This is a genomic window from Kocuria sp. SL71, assembly GCF_026672465.1.
Taxonomy (GTDB): Bacteria; Actinomycetota; Actinomycetes; order Actinomycetales; family Micrococcaceae; genus Kocuria; species Kocuria palustris.
In genome coordinates, this window is record NZ_JAPPRE010000001.1 from 558,727 (window position 1) to 575,162 (window position 16,436).

The 16,436-nt window shown below is 71.1% G+C and carries 14 protein-coding genes; 8 read left to right on the forward strand and 6 right to left on the reverse strand.

Annotated features, from left to right (window positions below; translation table 11 throughout):
- Nucleotides 1-29: 29 nt before the first annotated feature.
- From lepB (OVA15_RS02630) to OVA15_RS02665, 8 genes are all read left to right on the forward strand, one after another.
- Nucleotides 30-731 carry a signal peptidase I gene (gene lepB / locus OVA15_RS02630; protein WP_053447196.1) on the forward strand — a complete coding sequence of 234 codons (702 nt, stop codon included), beginning with the start codon at nucleotides 30-32 and terminating at the stop codon, nucleotides 729-731.
- The gene (gene lepB, locus OVA15_RS02635) at nucleotides 731-1,600 is read left to right on the forward strand and encodes a signal peptidase I (RefSeq protein WP_268142886.1); all 870 of its coding nucleotides are present in this window, start codon (nucleotides 731-733) and stop codon (nucleotides 1,598-1,600) included. Before lepB (OVA15_RS02630) ends, lepB (OVA15_RS02635) begins: the two co-directional genes overlap by 1 nt.
- Complete coding sequence (locus OVA15_RS02640; RefSeq protein WP_268142888.1) at nucleotides 1,597-2,277, forward strand: ribonuclease HII; 681 nt, start codon at nucleotides 1,597-1,599, stop codon at nucleotides 2,275-2,277. The genes lepB (OVA15_RS02635) and OVA15_RS02640 overlap by 4 nt, the downstream gene beginning before the upstream one ends.
- A 90-nt stretch (nucleotides 2,278-2,367) precedes the next feature.
- Entirely contained in the window at nucleotides 2,368-2,763 is a 396-nt protein-coding gene (locus tag OVA15_RS02645; RefSeq protein WP_024290708.1) for a YraN family protein, read from the forward strand.
- 287 nt (nucleotides 2,764-3,050) lie between these two features.
- Nucleotides 3,051-4,595, forward strand: coding sequence for a YifB family Mg chelatase-like AAA ATPase (locus OVA15_RS02650; protein WP_268142890.1), 1,545 nt, complete (start codon nucleotides 3,051-3,053; stop codon nucleotides 4,593-4,595).
- Nucleotides 4,596-4,629: 34 nt separating this feature from the next.
- On the forward strand, nucleotides 4,630-5,826 hold the full coding sequence (gene dprA / locus OVA15_RS02655; protein WP_268142892.1) for a DNA-processing protein DprA: 1,197 nt from the start codon (nucleotides 4,630-4,632) through the stop codon (nucleotides 5,824-5,826).
- Nucleotides 5,827-5,856: 30 nt separating this feature from the next.
- Nucleotides 5,857-6,834 carry a tyrosine recombinase XerC gene (locus tag OVA15_RS02660; protein WP_268142894.1) on the forward strand — a complete coding sequence of 326 codons (978 nt, stop codon included), beginning with the start codon at nucleotides 5,857-5,859 and terminating at the stop codon, nucleotides 6,832-6,834.
- A 313-nt stretch (nucleotides 6,835-7,147) separates the two neighbouring features.
- Nucleotides 7,148-7,651 carry a DUF3145 domain-containing protein gene (locus tag OVA15_RS02665; RefSeq protein WP_006215096.1) on the forward strand — a complete coding sequence of 168 codons (504 nt, stop codon included), beginning with the start codon at nucleotides 7,148-7,150 and terminating at the stop codon, nucleotides 7,649-7,651.
- 294 nt (nucleotides 7,652-7,945) lie between these two features.
- Here OVA15_RS02665 and OVA15_RS02670 read toward each other — a convergent pair whose 3' ends face one another.
- The 6 genes from OVA15_RS02670 to aceE form a co-directional block, all read right to left on the reverse strand.
- Complete coding sequence (locus tag OVA15_RS02670; protein WP_268142896.1) at nucleotides 7,946-9,205, reverse strand: beta-ketoacyl-[acyl-carrier-protein] synthase family protein; 1,260 nt, start codon at nucleotides 9,203-9,205, stop codon at nucleotides 7,946-7,948.
- Between the two features lie 124 nt (nucleotides 9,206-9,329).
- Complete coding sequence (locus tag OVA15_RS02675) at nucleotides 9,330-9,575, reverse strand: acyl carrier protein (protein ID WP_006215098.1); 246 nt, start codon at nucleotides 9,573-9,575, stop codon at nucleotides 9,330-9,332.
- A 262-nt stretch (nucleotides 9,576-9,837) separates the two neighbouring features.
- Nucleotides 9,838-10,905 (reverse strand): beta-ketoacyl-ACP synthase III, encoded by a 1,068-nt coding sequence (locus OVA15_RS02680; RefSeq protein ID WP_024290703.1) that lies wholly within the window; start codon nucleotides 10,903-10,905, stop codon nucleotides 9,838-9,840.
- Between the two features lie 49 nt (nucleotides 10,906-10,954).
- Nucleotides 10,955-11,866 carry an ACP S-malonyltransferase gene (locus tag OVA15_RS02685; protein ID WP_268142899.1) on the reverse strand — a complete coding sequence of 304 codons (912 nt, stop codon included), beginning with the start codon at nucleotides 11,864-11,866 and terminating at the stop codon, nucleotides 10,955-10,957.
- A gap of 78 nt (nucleotides 11,867-11,944) precedes the next feature.
- A complete protein-coding gene (locus OVA15_RS02690) occupies nucleotides 11,945-13,324 on the reverse strand; it encodes a PucR family transcriptional regulator (RefSeq protein WP_268142901.1) in 1,380 nt (459 codons plus the stop codon).
- Between the two features lie 73 nt (nucleotides 13,325-13,397).
- The gene (gene aceE / locus OVA15_RS02695; protein WP_204783055.1) at nucleotides 13,398-16,133 is read right to left on the reverse strand and encodes a pyruvate dehydrogenase (acetyl-transferring), homodimeric type; all 2,736 of its coding nucleotides are present in this window, start codon (nucleotides 16,131-16,133) and stop codon (nucleotides 13,398-13,400) included.
- Between the last annotated feature and the right edge of the window lie 303 nt (nucleotides 16,134-16,436).

Below are 16,436 nucleotides of genomic sequence, written 5' to 3' on the forward strand. Positions count from 1 at the left end.
GGCCCCCTGTCCGGAAGGAAGCACTGCCTGTGAGCGATCAGCCCGCGTCGAGCACCCCCGAGAAGGCGCAGAAGAGCGGCTCGTCGGGCGGCATGCTCAAGGAGATCCTGATCACGATCCTGGTGGTCCTGATCATCTCCTTCCTGCTCAAGACGTTCCTGTTCCGGCTCTTCTACATCCCCTCCGGGTCCATGGAGAACACGCTGCAGCTGCAGGACAAGATCGGCGTGAACGTCGCCGAGCCGTGGGCGGGACCGCTCGAGCGCGGGGACATCGCCGTCTTCGAGGACACCCAGGGCTGGCTGCCGGCCGCCGAGACCTCCTCGAACCCTGTGCGCCAGGGCCTCGAGTTCGTGGGGCTGGCGCCCGATCGCTCCAAGCAGTACCTGATCAAGCGCGTCATCGGCACCGAGGGCGACACCGTCACCTGCTGCTCCGCAGACGGCAGGATCACGGTCAACGGGCAGGAGCTGGACGAGCCCTACCTGTACGAGGGCGACGAGCCCTCGGAGATCCCGTTCGAGGTCACCGTCCCGGAGGACAGCTACTTCGTGCTCGGCGATCATCGCTCGGCCTCCGCCGATTCCCGGTACCACATCGAGCAGGGCACCGAGTTCGTCAGCCACGACGACGTGGTGGGCTCGGCCTTCTCGATCCTGTGGCCTATCGATCGGTGGACCTGGCTGTCGAACCCCTCCGACACCTTCGCCGACGTCCCCGACCCGTCCTGATGACCGGCTCGCCGTCGTCGCAGTCATCGCCTCCCGAGCAGGAGAAGGCGGAGGTCTCGGCGCCCGCCCAGTGGGAGGGCCTGCGGGACGCTCCTGCGGTGCGCTCGGACGGCGTGCCCATGCGCCGCAGGCGCACCGGTCGCCGCGTGCGAGGCGCGGATGCGTCGCAGCCCGAGCGCAGCCGCGGCATGCAGTCGGCCCGCGATGTCGCGACTGTGGTGATGGCCGGCCTGCTGATGACGTTCGTGTCCCAGCACGTGCTGGTCAGCGGATATCTGGTCACCGATGAGGCCATGGAGCCGACGCTGCGGCCAGGGGACCGGGTGTTCGCCAACGTGCTGGATCTGACGGTCTCCGGTGCTGATCGCGGTGAGGTCATCGTGTTCCGGCGCCTCGACGGCGACCCGGCGAGCCCCGTGGACCGACGCGAGGCCAATCCCGTGCAGCAGACCCTGTCCTTCTTCGGGCTGTCCCCAGATCGCTCGCTGGACCACGACGTCAAGCGGGTGGTCGGGGTCGGCGGCGATCGGGTCTCCTGCTGCGACGCCCAGGGGCGGATCATGGTCAACGAGGTCCCGATCGACGAGGCCGAGGCCTACCTGCACCCCGGTGAGATCGCCTCCGACATCGAGTTCGACGTCATCGTCCCGGATGATCAGTACTTCGTGCTGGGCGACTACCGCTCCGTCTCGCACGACTCCCGCGATGTGCTCAACACCGATCAGGGTTTCGTGAGCCACGACCGGGTCGAGGGAACCGCGTTCGTCGTCGGCTGGCCGCTGGATCGCATGGGGCCGCTGCCGGACGGCACCTGGGTCTACGACGAGTCCCGGGCCGCAGCCCTCGGCCCCCAGCCGCCGTGGCGGTGAGCGCGGCCCCCACACTCGAGCTCGAGCGCTCCCTGCTCGAGGCTCTTCCCGCCGGCGCACTGATCGCGGGCATGGACGAGGTGGGTCGCGGGGCGCTGGCCGGTCCGGTGGCCGTCGGCGTGGCGGTCGTCTCCGCTTCGACGCCCGGGGCGCCGAGCGCCGTGCGCGACTCCAAGCCGCTGCGCCCGGCCGTGCGCCAGGAGCTGGTGCCGCAGATCCGCTCGTGGGCCGTCGGCTCGGCGGTGGGCATGGCCTCGCCGTCGGAGATCGACGCGCTGGGGATCGTCGGGGCTCTTCGCCTGGCCGGACGACGGGCGCTGGAGGACCTGGACCCGACGGCGCAGCCGGACCTCGTGCTGCTCGACGGCTCCCATGACTGGCTCAGCGCGCCGAGCGACCTGCTGGCGCTGGCCGCAGACTCGGATGCGGCCGCTGCATGGGACGGTCCGGTGCGCACACAGGTCAAGGGCGATATGACCTGCGCCTCGATCGCCGGTGCCTCCGTGCTGGCCAAGGTGGAGCGGGACGCCCTGATGCAGGCTCTGGATGCCGAGCACCCGGCCTACGGATGGGCGCGCAACAAGGGCTACGGCGCCGCCGCGCACCGAGCGGCCCTGCTCGAGCGCGGGGTCACCGAGCACCACCGGCGCAGCTGGAAGCTCGGTCTTCCGAGCTGAACCTCTTCCACAGCCGCAGGGCGGCTCTGGTCCGCCCGTGCGGGTGTCGTCATCCTGGGCCCCAACGGACGACGACGGACGGGGGAGCTCATGCCGAAGGAGGGCAGCGGATCGAGGCTGCAGCTGGGGGAGCAGGGGGAGCGGCTGGCCGAGGCTTTCCTGGTGCGTCGCGGGGCCCAGGTGCTGGAGCGCAATTGGCGTGCCCGGCCGACGCACCACGGCGTGCGCGGGGAGCTGGACCTGATCGTGCAGTGTGAGGCCGTGCTCGTGGGCGTGGAGGTCAAGACACGGCGCGGCACCTACTACGGCCATCCGTTCGAGGCGGTCGATGAGATCAAGCTGCGGCGGCTGCACCTGCTGCTTGCGGCTTGGGCGGGCGAGCGGGGCTGGACGGCCGCTCGGCGAGTGGATGTGATCGCCGTGCTGCTGCTCGGCGGCCCGGAACACGAGCGGGTCCGGCTGGAGCACCGCGCGGGGCTGCACTGAGCCGCGGCACTCGGGCGCGACCAGCATCTGCGGAGCCCGAGCTGCCGGCGACGAGCCGGGGAGGAGCCTCGCCGCCGCGGCCGGGCACCGGATGCCGGCGACCGGAGGCCGGAGACCCGGCCGGATGCCGGGAGGTGGAACCGCGCGGGCGTCGCGGCTCCACAGGCTGATGCTTCTGCCGCCTCCGGGACGAGCCCTCCTGCATCGGCTCGGTCGAGATCCGACGAGCCGGTCAGTGACCCACCCTGAGGCCACCCGGGAGGTCCGGGGCATCGGAGGGGGTCAGCATGAGCGGTCCGGGCTACGCGCGCAGCCTGTCGGTGGCGCTGATCGGGCTGGAGGGCACGGTCGTGGAGGTCGAGGCGGACATCGGCTCGCAGATCCCGGCGTTCACCATCCTGGGACTGCCGGATGCCTCGGTCCAGGAATCCCGCGACCGCGTGCGCTCGGCCGCCCGGAATGCCGGGATCCCCCTGAGCCCGCGGCGCATCACCGTGAACCTCTCCCCTGCCACGCTGCCCAAGCGCGGCAGCGGCTTCGACCTGGCGATCGCCATGGCCGCGCTGCAGGCCGACGGACAGCTCGCAGCCCCGCCCGGTGTGGTCTACCTGGCGGAGGTCTCCCTGGACGGAGCGCTGCGACCCGTGCGCGGGGTGCTTCCCGCCGTGCTGGCAGCGGTGCGCGCCGGCTATGACCGGATCGTCGTCGCCACGGCCAACGCGGAGGAGGCCGCGCTCGTGACCGGGGCCCAGGTGCGCGCCTATGACTGCCTGGCCGATGCCGCCGCCGAGTTCGGCGCGGATCCGCGGCCGCTTCGCAGGCCAGCCAGCCAGGCCGACACCTCGGTCGGCGTCGCAGACGAGGAGGAGGCACCGCTTCCCGACCTGTGCGATGTGGCCGGTCAGGCGGAAGCACGCATGGCACTGGAGATCGCAGCGGCCGGATCCCTGCACCTGCTGCTGACCGGACCGCCGGGGGCGGGCAAGTCCATGCTGGCCTCCCGTCTGCCGAGCATCCTGCCGGAGCTGGATGATGAGGCGGCCACCGAGGTGACCGCCGTGCGGTCGCTGGAGACGCTGGTGGGGCCCAGGCGGCGGCTGATCCGCCGCCCGCCGTTCGAGGCTCCGCACCACTCGACCTCGGCCGCAGCACTGCTGGGCGGAGGCTCCGGCATTCCCCGGCCCGGGGCGGTGTCCCGGGCGCATCGCGGGGTGCTGTTCCTGGACGAGGCGCCCGAGTTCGACCGCGGCGTGCTCGACGCCCTGCGCCAGCCCCTGGAGACCGGTGACGTGCGGATCGACCGCTCGAGCGCCAGCGCCACCTATCCCGCGCGCTTCCAGCTCGTCCTGGCGGCCAACCCGTGTCCGTGCGGACGCTCGAGCGGCAAGGGCGAGGACTGTCGGTGCACGCCGGCCCAGCGCCGGGCGTACTTCGGGAAGCTGTCGGGTCCGCTGCTGGATCGGGTGGATCTGCGGCTGCAGGTTCCGGCGCTCAGCTATGCCGAGCTCACGGCCGGGCAGACGGGGGAGTCCAGCGCAGACGTGGCGCGCCGAGTGGCCGCAGCTCGTGCAGTCCAGGCCGAGCGGCTGCGACCTCACGGGCTGCGCACCAATGCGGAGCTCACGTCCTCCCTGCTCAGCGGGTCCCTGCGCAGCGCCGCGTCCGTGATGGCGGGTCTCGAGCGGGAGATGGAGCGCGGTGCGCTGACCGCCCGCGGCATGCACCGGGTGCTGCGCGTGGCCTGGACGCTGGCCGACCTGGAGGCTCGCGACGGCCCCACCGCCGACGACGTCGACACCGCCCTGCACTTCCGCGCCAGCTCCCTGGCGTGAACCGCCCCTCCATGCACCGGATCAGGAGATCGCCATGACCCTCGAGGACCAGCAGCTCATCCGCCGAGCGCGGGCGGGCCTGTCCCGCGTGATCGAGCCGCGGGATGCGATCGGCCATGTGCTGATCAAGGCCCTGGGACCCGTCGTCTCCTGGGAGATCATGTCCAGCGGACGCCGCCTGAGCGCCGAGGAGAGCCTCGCCCTGACTCAGGCGATGCAGCGCGCCCCGGAAGCGGTGGGCGGGAGCATGGCCACGGCAGCGCAGCGCTGGAAGGCACGGGCCTCGGTCGTGGACACGGATGCCGATCGGCGCGCCCTGGAGGACGTCGGCGGGTGGCTGTGCGTTCCCGAGGACGACGACTGGCCGGCGCAGCTCGACCAGCTCGGCCTGCAGTCGCCGGTGGCTCTGTGGGGCCGAGGGCGACGCACCGCGCTGGGCCGATGGCCGCGCGATGCTGTGGCCATCGTCGGCTCCCGCGACGTCACCAGCTACGGGCGCAGCATCACCTTCGATCTGGCGGGGGCCCTGGCCGCGCGCGGTCGCACGATCGTCTCCGGCGGCGCCTATGGGGTGGATGAGGCGGCGCACCGAGCTGCTCTGGCCACAGGGGTCGGTCCCGTCCCCACGGTCGCCGTGATGGCCGGCGGCATCGACCGGCTGTACCCGCGCGGGAACCAGGAGCTGCTCGAGCGGGTGTGCGCGGAGGGCACGGTGGTCTCCGAGTCGCCACCGGGGACCATGCCGGCGCGCTACCGGTTCCTGGACCGCAATAGGCTGATCGCGGCGCTGTCGGCGGCGACCGTGCTGACGGAGTCGCGATGGCGCTCCGGGGCGCAGAACACCGCGCATCACGCGGACCAGCTCTCCAAACCGGTCGGTGCCGTGCCCGGAAGCATCCACTCGGCCGCCTCGGCCGGGTGCCATCGCCTCATCCGAGAGGGCGCGGCGGTCCTGGTCAGCGACGTCGAGGAGGTCCTGTCCCTGCTGGAACCCCTGGGAGCAGTCGCCGAGTCCGCACCGGCCGAGCAGCTGCAGATCTTCGACGGGCTCAGCCAGCAGGACCGCATGCTCGCCGATGCCCTGCCCGTGCGCAGCGGTGCGAGCATCGACGCCCTGGTCTCCGCCACCGGGCTGCCGGTGCGCCTCCTGCTCGGTGCCCTGCGCCGCCTCGAGCGCGACGGCCTGGCCCTGGAGCGCGACGGCCTGTGGCGCAGGCCGAGGATCCGATAGGCCGGCCTGCACCGTCATAGGATCGGAGGCATGTCCCACGCCGGTCCGCCCCCCGCCGCACCGCACGACTCAGCGGCTGACGACTCCACCGAGGCCGAGTCCCGGCTGCTCGCGCAGTTCGGCGAGCACCTGCGCCTCGAGCGCTCGCGCAGCGAGGCCACCATCACGGCGTACACGGCCGATCTCGAGCTCCTGCTGGCGTGGGCCCGTCGTCGGGAAGCTGCGGTGGAGCAGATCGACCTGAGCGTGCTGCGCGGCTGGCTGGCCGAGCTGCATGCGCGCGGGGCCTCGGCGTCGACGCTGGCTCGTCGCACCTCCGCCCTGCGCACCTTCTTCGGGTGGACCACCGCGACCGGGCGCACGCCTTCAGATCCGAACCTGCGCCTGAAGGCGCCTCGGCGCGGCTCCCACCTGCCCGAGGTCGTGGGCGCCAACGACCTGCAGGCGATCCTCGACGATCTCGCCGCCCGAGCCCAGGACGCGAAGTCCTCGGAGCGGGACCGGGCGCTGGCCTCCCGCGACCTGGTGATCGTCGAGCTGCTGTGGGCCACCGGCGTCCGCGTCGCGGAACTGTCCGGCCTGGATGTCGATGACCTGGATCGGCAGCGCCGGACCCTGCGAGTGACCGGCAAGGGCGACAAGCAGCGCGTCGTCCCGTACGGCGCGCCGGCCGATGCCGCGCTCGAGCGATGGCTGAGCCGGCGCGCTGAGCTGAGCTCCCCGGCCAGCGGCCCGGCTCTGCTGCTCGGCTCCCGAGGAGGTCGTCTGGGCACCCGGCAGATCCGCGAGGTCGTCGATCGGGAGCTCGCGGCCCGCCCGGACGTTGCCGCCCGGGGCCCCCACGCGCTGCGGCACTCAGCGGCCACCCACCTGCTCGACGGCGGCGCCGACCTGCGCAGCGTCCAGGAGCTGCTCGGCCACGAGTCCGTGTCGACCACCCAGATCTACACGCACGTCTCGGTCGACCGGCTGGGGGCCGCCTTCCAGCAGGCGCATCCCCGGGCCTGAGCCCCTCGCGGAGCCGAAGCGCGGCGTCATCGACGTCCTTATGACGTCGGAGTTCGTCGTACACTTCGCCGCCGAGTTGACGGCAGAGTCATCGATCGAGAAGGATGAGACTGCTCCTCTGTCTGATGACCTCGAATCCATCAGCACGGTGGGGCGCCGCAGGACAGAAAATTTCATCGCGGGACGATCCCGGAGGCCTCGAATCCTCTCCGATCGGACCGCATCGGCAGACGCGGGCTGAAGGGTCCTTGTCGCTTCTGGAACTCGTGAAGGTCGTTGGGGAAGACGCACCTACACGTCGGAGGGACACGTCATGTCGACCACGATCACGCGGGGAGTGCTTCACATCCACTCCGCCCCGCAGGCGCTGTGCCCTCATATCCAGTGGGCGCTCGAGGCGCTCGCGCGGGGTCGCACCGCACTGGACTGGACCGCCCAGGAGGCGGAGCCCGGTACTCTGCGCGCCGAGCTCACCTGGGCCGGACCGGCCGGGACCGGCGCGCTGATGGCCTCTGCCCTGCGCACGCTCGGGAAGATCCGCTTCGAGATCACCGAGGAGCCCTCGCCCGGAGGCGACGGATCCCGCTGGTCCTTCACCCCTGACCTGGGCGTCTTCCACGCCACCACCGACGCCGCCGGCAACGTGGTGGTCTGCGAGGACCGCATCCGCTACGCCTTCGAGAACTCCCACGGCAACCCCGCCCTGGTGGTCAACGAGCTCTCGCTGGCTCTGGGCGAGGCCTGGGACGAGGAGCTCGAGCCGTTCCGCCTCGCCGCCGAGGGCGCCCCCGTCCGCTGGCTCCACCGGGTCTCCTGAGAGTCCCGGGCCTCGCGGGCCTGTTCTGCGGGACCTGACGCCTGGCCGCTGATCCCTCACCCGGAACGAGCAGCCCCTCCGCCTCCCCACTATCGAGTGGCTCCTGCGTGTGAGCAGCCGAATCGAGGGGCGTCGGCATGTGCGTTCGGGGCGTCGGATGCACACTGCGGCACCACTCGAATGAGTGAGCACCGCTGAATCGCACTGCAAGGCCACTCGACGACTGCGGCCCCGCACCTCGAGGTGCGGGGCCGTCGATGCTTTCCGGGCATCGTCCCGGCAGCAGAAGCCGACTCAGACGGAGCGGAAGGCCACCACGGCGTTGTGACCGCCGAAGCCGAACGAGTTGGACAGGGCCGCCGCGTCGCCGGAGCGCAGCTCACGCGTCTCGGTCACGACGTCGAGATCGATCGCGGGATCCTGGTTGTCCAGGTTGATGGTCCGCGGAGCGGTGCGCTCGGTGAGCGCCTTGATCGTGAGGATCGCCTCCACGGCGCCGGAGCCGCCGAGCATGTGCCCGGTCATGGACTTGGTCGCCGAGACGGGGATGCCGTCGATCGCATCGCCCAGCGCCGCCCGCATGGCGGTGGCCTCCGGGAGGTCGCCCTTGGGGGTGGAGGTCGCGTGCGCGTTGACGTGGATGACGTCCTCAGGGGCGATATCCCCCTCGCGCAGCGCCTCGCGCAGAGCGCGGGCCGCACCGGCTCCGGTGTCGTCGGGGGCCGTGATGTGGTGGGCGTCGGCGCTCAGGCCAGCGCCTGCGAGCTCGCAGTAGATGCGGGCGCCGCGGGCCTTGGCGAACTCCTCGGACTCGATGACCACCGCACCGGCGCCCTCGGCCATGACGAAGCCGTCGCGGTCGATATCGTACGGACGGGAGGCGCGCTCGGGCTCGTCGTTGCGGGTGGACAGCGCCTGCATGGCGCCGAAAGCCGCGAAGTTCACGGGGTGGTTGGCAGACTCGGCGCCGCCGACCACGACGACGTCCGCCTTGCCGGTCTGGATGAGCATGAGCCCCTGGTAGAAGGACTCGGTGCCGGAGGCGCAGGCGGAGACGCTGGTGATGGCGGCTGCGCGGGCCTTCAGAGCCATGCCGATCGTGGCGGAGTTGCCGTTGGGCATGAGCATGGGGACGGTCATGGGCATGACGCGTCGGACGCCGCGCTCGCGCATGGTGTCCCAGGCATCGAGCAGGGTCCAGGCGCCGCCGATGCCCGTGCCGAACACGACGGCCAGGCGCTCGGGGTCGACCTCATCGGAGAGCTCGGCGTCGGCGCCGGAGAAGCCGGCGTCGGCCCAGGCCTCGCGGGCGGAGATCAGGGACAGCTGCCCCGACGGATCCAGGCGCTTGGCCTCCACGCGGGAGAGCACCTCGGAGGCGGGGGTCGAGACGGAGGCGGCGATGCGCGAGCTCGTGGGGTAGAGCTCGAGCCACTCGGCGTCGATCGCGGAGACACCGGAGACTCCGGCCAGGGCGTTGCGCCACAGCTCGGGGACGGTGCCGCCGATGGGCGTGGTGGCTCCGAGTCCGGTGACTACTGCTTTACGGGTCATGTGCGCTGCTGCTTCCTGATCTCAGGGGCGGAGGGGCCGGGAGTCCGCGGCCGGCGCGCCGCCTGCGCCGTGCCGTGGCACGACGGGGCGGCGGCGCGCTCGGCCTGCGGTTCCGGTGGGCCGATCAGCCCTGGGCGTTGTCGATGAAGTCGACGGCGTCCTGAACGGTCTTGAGGTTCTTGACCTCCTCGTCCGGGATGGTCACCTCGAACTTCTCCTCGCAGTTCACGACGATGGTCATCATCGAGATGGAGTCGATGTCCAGGTCCTCGGTGAAGTTCTTGTCGAGCTGGACGGCCTCGGTCTCCAGGCCGGTCTCCTCGTTCACGATCTCGGCCAGACCTGCCAGGATCTCTTCCTTGCTCGCCATGCTGTCTTCCTTTCGTCTGGCCCTCGAGAGGGCCGTTCCCAATCGCGTCGGTCGGCGGTCGCCGACCGGTGATCTCCGGCTCGCGGTGCGAACCCGGCGATCTACGTTGTCACTGCGGTCTCAACTCTACGGGCGGGCTGGCCGCTGAGCGTGGAGCCCGATCCTCGAACGAACTGCCTCATCGGGAGGAGGTCGTCGGCCGCTTGCGGATCGGAAGGCGGGGGAGCCGCTGGCTGCAGGCACGAGGCCCGCAGCGGAGGGCTCAGGGCAGGATCACCACCTGGGCGGCGAACACGAGTCCGGCGCCGAATCCGACCTGCAGGGCGGGCTTGCCGGACAGCTCCGGGTGCTCCTTGAGCAGGCGGTGGGCGGCCAGCGGCACGGAGGCCGCCGACGTGTTGCCGGCATCGGCGATGTCGCGGGCGATGACGACCGACTCGGGCAGCTTCAGCACCTTGGCCATCTGGTCGATGATCCGCATGTTGGCCTGGTGCGGGATGAAGGCGCCCAGATCCTCGGGTCCGATCCCGGCAGCTTCGAGCGCCTGGGTGACCCGCTTGGCGACCTCGAAGGAGGCCCAGCGGAACACGGTCTGCCCGTCCTGGCGCAGGGTCGGCGACAGCGGGGCGTCGGCCGGCATCTCGCCGGTCTCCTTGTCCGCCAGATCGGCGCGGAAGGGCCGCGGCTGCCCCTGATCGATCAGGCGCAGATCCGTCAGCGGGTGCGTCATGCGGATGGCCTCGGCCTTGGAGCCGTCCGAGCCCCACACGGTGGGGGCGATCCCGGGCGTCTGCGAGGGGCCCACGACGGCCGCGCCGGCGCCGTCGCCGAGCAGGAAGCTGATCGAGCGCTCGCCGTTGTCGATGACGTCGGAGAGCTTCTCCACGCCCACGACCAGCACGTGCTCGGACATGCCCGAGCGGATCAGGGCGTCGGCCTGGGCGATGCCGTAGCAGTATCCGGCGCAGGCCGCCGAGACGTCGAACGCCGCAGCGGGCGTGGCGCCCAGCTGATCGGCGAGCACGGCGGCCATGGACGGGGTCTGGTACGGATGCGAGATCGAGGCGACGATCACCGCGGAGAGCTGCGAGCCCTGGATTCCGGCCGCCTCGAGCGCCTCGCGCGAGGCCTCCAGGGCCATGTCCAGAGCGCTGGTGGACTCATCGGCGCGGTGGCGGGTGACGATGCCGGTGCGCTGTCGGATCCACTCGTCCGAGGACTCGATCCACTGGCAGATGTCGTCGTTCGTGACGGTGACATCCGGTCGGGAGGCGCCCAGGCCCAGGATGCGGGAGTGGGCGGTCGGGGTGTACTGGTTCAGCGTCACCATGCGGGCGTCTCCTGGAAGTAAGTGGGTGGACCGGTGCGCGGCCGCGGGCTCAGGACAGCGCACTGCGCGCGTCCTCGAGGGCCTCGGCCGAGGTCACGGCCATGGCCGGCACGCCGCGCATGGCGCGCTTGGCCAGTCCGACGAGCGTACCCGCGGGCGGCAGCTCGATGAGCTGGGTGACCTCGCGGCGCTTCATCTCCTCCATGCACAGGTCCCAGCGCACGGGGCGGCAGACCTGCTCGATGAGGGACTCCAGGTTCGCCTGCCCGGAGGCGACGGCCCGGCCGTCTCGGTTGGAGAGCAGGACCGAGGCGGGGTCCTGCGGAGACAGCGACCCGGCGAGCTCGCGCAGCGGCTCCAGGGCAGGGGCCATGTAGTCGGTGTGGAAGGCGCCGGCGACCTTCAGCGGGACCACGCGCGAGCGCTCCGGCGGGTTCGCGGCGAAGGCCTCGAGGGCCTCGAGCGAGCCGGCGGCGACGATCTGCCCGGAGCCGTTGGCATTGGCCGGGGTCAGTCCGGCGGCCTCGATGGCCTCGCGGATGACGTCCTCTTGCGGGGAGAGGACCGCGGACATGCCGGTGGGCGTGGCGGCGGCGGCCTGGGCCATGGCGGTGGCTCGGGTGCGCACGAAGCTCATGGCGTCGTCCTCGCTCAGCGCGCCGGCCAGGGCGGAGGCGGTGATCTCGCCGACAGAGTGGCCGGCGAACAGGAGGTCGTCGCGGCCGTCGAGCTCGCTGCGCAGCAGGCGCGCGGCCACCAGCCCGGCCGCCACGATCAGCGGCTGGGCGACCGCAGTGCCCTTGATGGTCTCGGCATCGGCCTCGGTCCCGTAGTGGATGAGGTCGAGGTCGGCACCGCGGGAGAGCCGCTCGAGGTGCTCCCGCACGCCGGGCAGCGGCAGCCACTCGGCGAGCATTCCTGGCTTCTGGGCGCCCTGTCCTGGGCAGAGGATCGCAATCACCCGTGAATTCCACCAGATCGCGGAACGCGCAGCGACCTGCGGCTCGCACGAAGGCCCCGTCGGAGCTTTGTCGACTCCCTACAAGGCCTGCGACGGCGCCTCGCCCGGGCTCCGGCGCGCCGGTCGGGACGGTTGTGCGGGGCCTCCAGCTGCGCCGGGGCCGCTGCGCGCGGCGGAGCTGGAGGCGAGCCGGCCGGCCACCAGCGCGCAGTGCAGCACGAACGCGTCGCGGGGCACGAGCGGATCCCAGCCGGTGAGGTCAGTGATCCGCCGCAGGCGGTAGCGCACGGTGTTGGCGTGGACGTAGAGCTCGCGCGAGGTGGCCTCGAGGGAGTGGCCCACGGAGATGTAGGTCGACAGGGTCTCCTCGAGCCCGGTGGTCGAGGCCGCCAGCGGCGCGTGGATCTGCTCCACGATCGCCGCGCGGGCCAGCAGGTCCCCGGTCATCAGGCGCTCTGGCCACAGCTCCTCGGAGTGCACCGGGCGCGGGGCGGCGGGCCAGGCATGGGCTGCCTCGAGCCCGGCGGAAGCCGGCTCGGAGGAGGCGACCACCGAGAACAGCGAGTCGGCCTCCGGCCCGTAGACGACCGGGCCGGGGCCGAACAGGGCGGCGAGCCGGGCCAGGGCGCGGTCGGTGCGCTGCATGTCCGCGAGCATCAGCAGGAGGCGATCGCCCTGGATGGACACGAGCGCATCCGAGGCGTGCCGGGTGGCCACGCGTCGGATGCGGGCCACCACGGCCGGGCTGGTCTGCTCGGGGCTGCTGCCGACCACAGCCGTGACCGGGCCCTTGGAGTCCCAGCCCAGGGCGGCCACGCGGGAGCGCAGGGTCTCGCTGCGCTCGCCGCTGAGCAGGCCGTCGACGACGACGGACTCCATGCGGGCATCCCAGGAGCCGCGGTTCTCGGCGGCACGGGCGTAGATGTCGGCGGCGGCGAAGGCGATGTCGCGGGAGAAGCGCAGGACGCCGTCGCGCAGGACGGCGGCGTCGCTTCCCGTGGCCAGCTCGGGGACCCGTTCCTCGACGACGTCGACCACCACGCGCAGCACCTGCAGGGCCTGGTGCAGGGAGATCGCGGTGGTGAGATCCGTGGGCGCTTCGCGGAACATCGTGAGGAGGAACTTCTCGTCCTCCGGATCCTCGCACCAGGTCACGAAGCCGGCGATGCCGCGCTGGGCCATCAGCCCGAGCTCGGAGCGGTCCTTGGGCTGCAGCTCGGCGAACCAGGGCAGGTCCTCGCCCAGCCGGTCGATCGCCACATCCGACAGCGGCGCCACGTTGGCGCGGACCCGGTCGAGGGTCTTGCGTCCCGGCATGGGCTCAGCGCGCCACGCGCTGCGTCGGGACGAGCGCGCAGACCTGCCGCCGGTCGATTTGGCGCCGCGGATCCACCGGCTCCCGCCGAGCAGCGCGCCGCCGGAGCGGGAATCGGAGTCCGTCGAGGTGTCCTTCGCCATGACGGCCAGGATACGACAGGAGGCCCGGGGCGAGCGCCCCGGGCCTCCTGCCGACTGCCGTCGCCTGAGCTGATCAGGCGTCGCCGCCCGCGTTGCCGGAGGTTCCGGCGTTCGGGTTGAGCAGGTCGTACTTCTCGATCGCCTTCTGAGGGGCGTCCGAGTCGACCTCGCCCTGCTTGGCCAGCATCTGCAGAGCGCGCACCACCATCGAGTGCGAGTCGATGTGGAACCAGCGACGGGCACCGGCACGCGTGTCCGCGAAGCCGAAGTCGTCCGCGCCCAGCGTGGCGAAATCGTTCGGGACGTACTGGCGGATCATGTCCGGGACCTCGGAGGCGTAGTCCGTCGAGGCGATGATCGGGCCCTCGGCACCGGCCAGCGCCTGGGTGACGTACGGCGTGCGCACGCCCTCCGACGGGTTCAGGAACGCGTCCTTCTCCGCGGCCATGGCATCGCGGCGCAGCTCGGTCCAGGAGGTCACCGACCAGACGTCGGCGGACACGCCCCAGTCTTCGGCCAGCAGCTTCTGGGCCTCGAGCGCCCAGGGCACGGCCACGCCGGAGGCCAGCAGCTGGGCGCGGGGGCCCTCCTGCTCGGAGGCCTTCAGGTGGTAGATGCCCTTGAGGATGCCCTCGACATCGACGTCCTCCGGCTCGGCCGGCTGCTGGATCGGCTCGTTGTACACCGTGAGGTAGTACATGACGTCGTGATCCTCATCGGCGGTGCCGTACATCTGCTCGATGCCGCGCTTGACGATGTGGGCGATCTCGTAGCCGTAGGCCGGGTCGTAGGTGATCACGGCCGGGTTGGTGTTCGCCAGGATCGGGGAGTGGCCGTCCGCGTGCTGGGTGCCCTCGCCAGTCAGCGTGGTGCGCCCGGCGGTCGCGCCGATGATGAATCCGCGCGCCCGCTGGTCGGCGGCCGCCCAGAAGACGTCGCCGGAGCGCTGGAAGCCGAACATCGAGTAGAAGAGGTAGAACGGGATCATCGCCTCGCCGTGAGTGGCGTAGGAGGTGCCCGCGTTCAGGAACTGCGACGTGGCGCCGTCCTCGTTGATGCCCGGGTGCAGGATCACGCCCTGTGCGGACTCCTTGTAGGACAGCATCAGCTCGCGGTCCACCGGCATGTAGTTCTGCCCGTTGGGGTTGTAGATCTTGGCCGTGGGGAAGAACGAGTCCATGCCGAACGTACGGGCCTCATCCGGGACGATCGGGACGATGCGGTGCCCGAAGTCCTTCTCGCGCATGAGGTCCTTGAGCGTGCGGACCAGCGCCATGGTGGTGGCGGCCAGCTGCTTGCCGGAGCCCTTCTTGGCCGAGGCGTAGGCCTTGTCCGAGGGAAGGGTGATCTCCTTCTGCTCGTGGCGGCGCTCGGGCAGGAACCCGCCGAGCTCCTTGCGGCGCTCCAGCATGTACTGGATCTCGGGGGAGTCCATGCCCGGGTGGTAGTACGGGGCGTCGTACGGGTCCTCGAGCTGCTCGTCCTCGATGGGGATGCGCAGGTGATCGCGGAAGGCCTTGAGGTCCTCCACGGTCAGCTTCTTCATCTGGTGCGTGGCGTTGCGGGCCTCGAAGTGCGGGCCCAGGCCGTAGCCCTTGACGCCCTGCGCCAGGATGACGGTCGGCTGGCCCTTGAACTCCATGGCGGCCTTGTAGGCGGCATGGATCTTGAAGTAGTCGTGCGCGCCGCGCTTGAGGTTCCAGAGGTCGTCGTCGGACAGGTCCGCGACGAGCTCCTTGGTCTCCGGGGTCTGGCCGAAGAAGTGGTCGCGGATGAACGCGCCCGACTCGCCCTTGTAGGTCTGGTAGTCGCCGTCCAGGGTCTGGTTCATGATCTGGACGAGCTTGCCGGTCTTGTCCTTCTTCAGCAGCTCATCCCACTCGCGGCCCCAGATGACCTTGATGACGTTCCAGCCGGCACCGCGGAAGAACGCCTCGAGCTCCTGGATGATCTTGCCGTTGCCGCGCACCGGGCCGTCCAGGCGCTGCAGGTTGCAGTTCACCACGAAGGTCAGGTTGTCGAGCTTGTCGTTGGCGGCGGCCTGCAGCACGCCGCGCGACTCGGGCTCGTCCATCTCGCCGTCGCCCAGGAAGGCCCAGACGTGCTGTTCGGAGGTGTCCTTGATGCCGCGGTTCTCGAGGTACCGGTTGAACTGGGCCTGGTAGATCGCGTCCATGGGGCCGTTGCCCATGGAGACGGTCGGGAACTGCCAGTAGTCCGGCATCATGCGCGGGTGCGGGTAGGAGGACAGCGCATGGCCCTCCTTGGTCTTCTCCTGGCGGAAGCCGTCCAGGTCCTCCTCGCTGAGACGGCCCTCGAGGTAGGAGCGGGCGTAGTTGCCGGGGGAGGAGTGGCCCTGCCAGAAGATCTGGTCGCCGCCGCCGGGATGATCCGGGCCGCGGAAGAAGTGGTTCTGGCCGACTTCGTAGAGCGTGGCCACGCCGGCGAAGGACGAGATGTGCCCGCCCACGCCGATCTCCGGCTTCTGGGCGCGCTGGACCATCATCGCGGCGTTCCAGCGCATGTAGGCGCGGTAGCGGCGCTCGATCTCCTCGTCGCCGGGGTAGTCCGGCTCCTGGTCAACGGGCACCGTGTTGATGTAGTCGGTGGTGGTGACCATGGGGACGCCGACGCCCTGGGCGCCCGCATCCTGCAGGAGGGCGCGCATGATGTACTGCGCGCGTTCGGTGCCCTGGGTCTTCACGAGGTCCCTCAGGGACTCGACCCACTCCTCCGTCTCCTCCGTGTTGGAGTCGGTCAGCTGGCTGGTGAGCCCGCTCAGGATGTGATTGTTGCTCTCGGATGCCACGATCAACCTCTCTTCGTCGAGTGCGGCGGCGGTCCTGGCGGCAGCTGCGCCGGATGTTGGGGCGCGCCCCGCCGGAAGTCCTCAGACCATCATCCAACATTCTGCCGTCTCGTGCGTCCACGCCCTGACCTCCTGTCATGGGACTTGCCATGCGTCTCTGGTCACAGTCGGGCCGGGTGGGCTCGCAGCCGTCGTCACGGGTTCGCTGGCAGCGCCAATGACGGGCTCTGGTTGCCAGTCGCCTTGCACGCAGCGGCCAACAGGTGTTGTGTTGCGTTGAGGGCCGGGCCGCGTCCTGCGATC

Excerpts from the sequence above, each read along its gene's own strand:
- lepB (WP_268142886.1), top strand. The coding sequence starts at position 731 with ATGACCGGCTCGCCGTCGTCGCAGTCATCGCCTCCCGAGCAGGAGAAG.
- OVA15_RS02645 (WP_024290708.1), top strand. The coding sequence starts at position 2,368 with ATGCCGAAGGAGGGCAGCGGATCGAGGCTGCAGCTGGGGGAGCAGGGG.
- OVA15_RS02650 (WP_268142890.1), top strand. The coding sequence starts at position 3,051 with ATGAGCGGTCCGGGCTACGCGCGCAGCCTGTCGGTGGCGCTGATCGGG.
- dprA (WP_268142892.1), top strand. The coding sequence starts at position 4,630 with ATGACCCTCGAGGACCAGCAGCTCATCCGCCGAGCGCGGGCGGGCCTG.
- OVA15_RS02660 (WP_268142894.1), top strand. The coding sequence starts at position 5,857 with ATGTCCCACGCCGGTCCGCCCCCCGCCGCACCGCACGACTCAGCGGCT.
- OVA15_RS02665 (WP_006215096.1), top strand. The coding sequence starts at position 7,148 with ATGTCGACCACGATCACGCGGGGAGTGCTTCACATCCACTCCGCCCCG.
- OVA15_RS02670 (WP_268142896.1), bottom strand. The coding sequence starts at position 9,205 with ATGACCCGTAAAGCAGTAGTCACCGGACTCGGAGCCACCACGCCCATC.
- OVA15_RS02675 (WP_006215098.1), bottom strand. The coding sequence starts at position 9,575 with ATGGCGAGCAAGGAAGAGATCCTGGCAGGTCTGGCCGAGATCGTGAAC.
- OVA15_RS02680 (WP_024290703.1), bottom strand. The coding sequence starts at position 10,905 with ATGGTGACGCTGAACCAGTACACCCCGACCGCCCACTCCCGCATCCTG.
- OVA15_RS02690 (WP_268142901.1), bottom strand. The coding sequence starts at position 13,324 with ATGGCGAAGGACACCTCGACGGACTCCGATTCCCGCTCCGGCGGCGCG.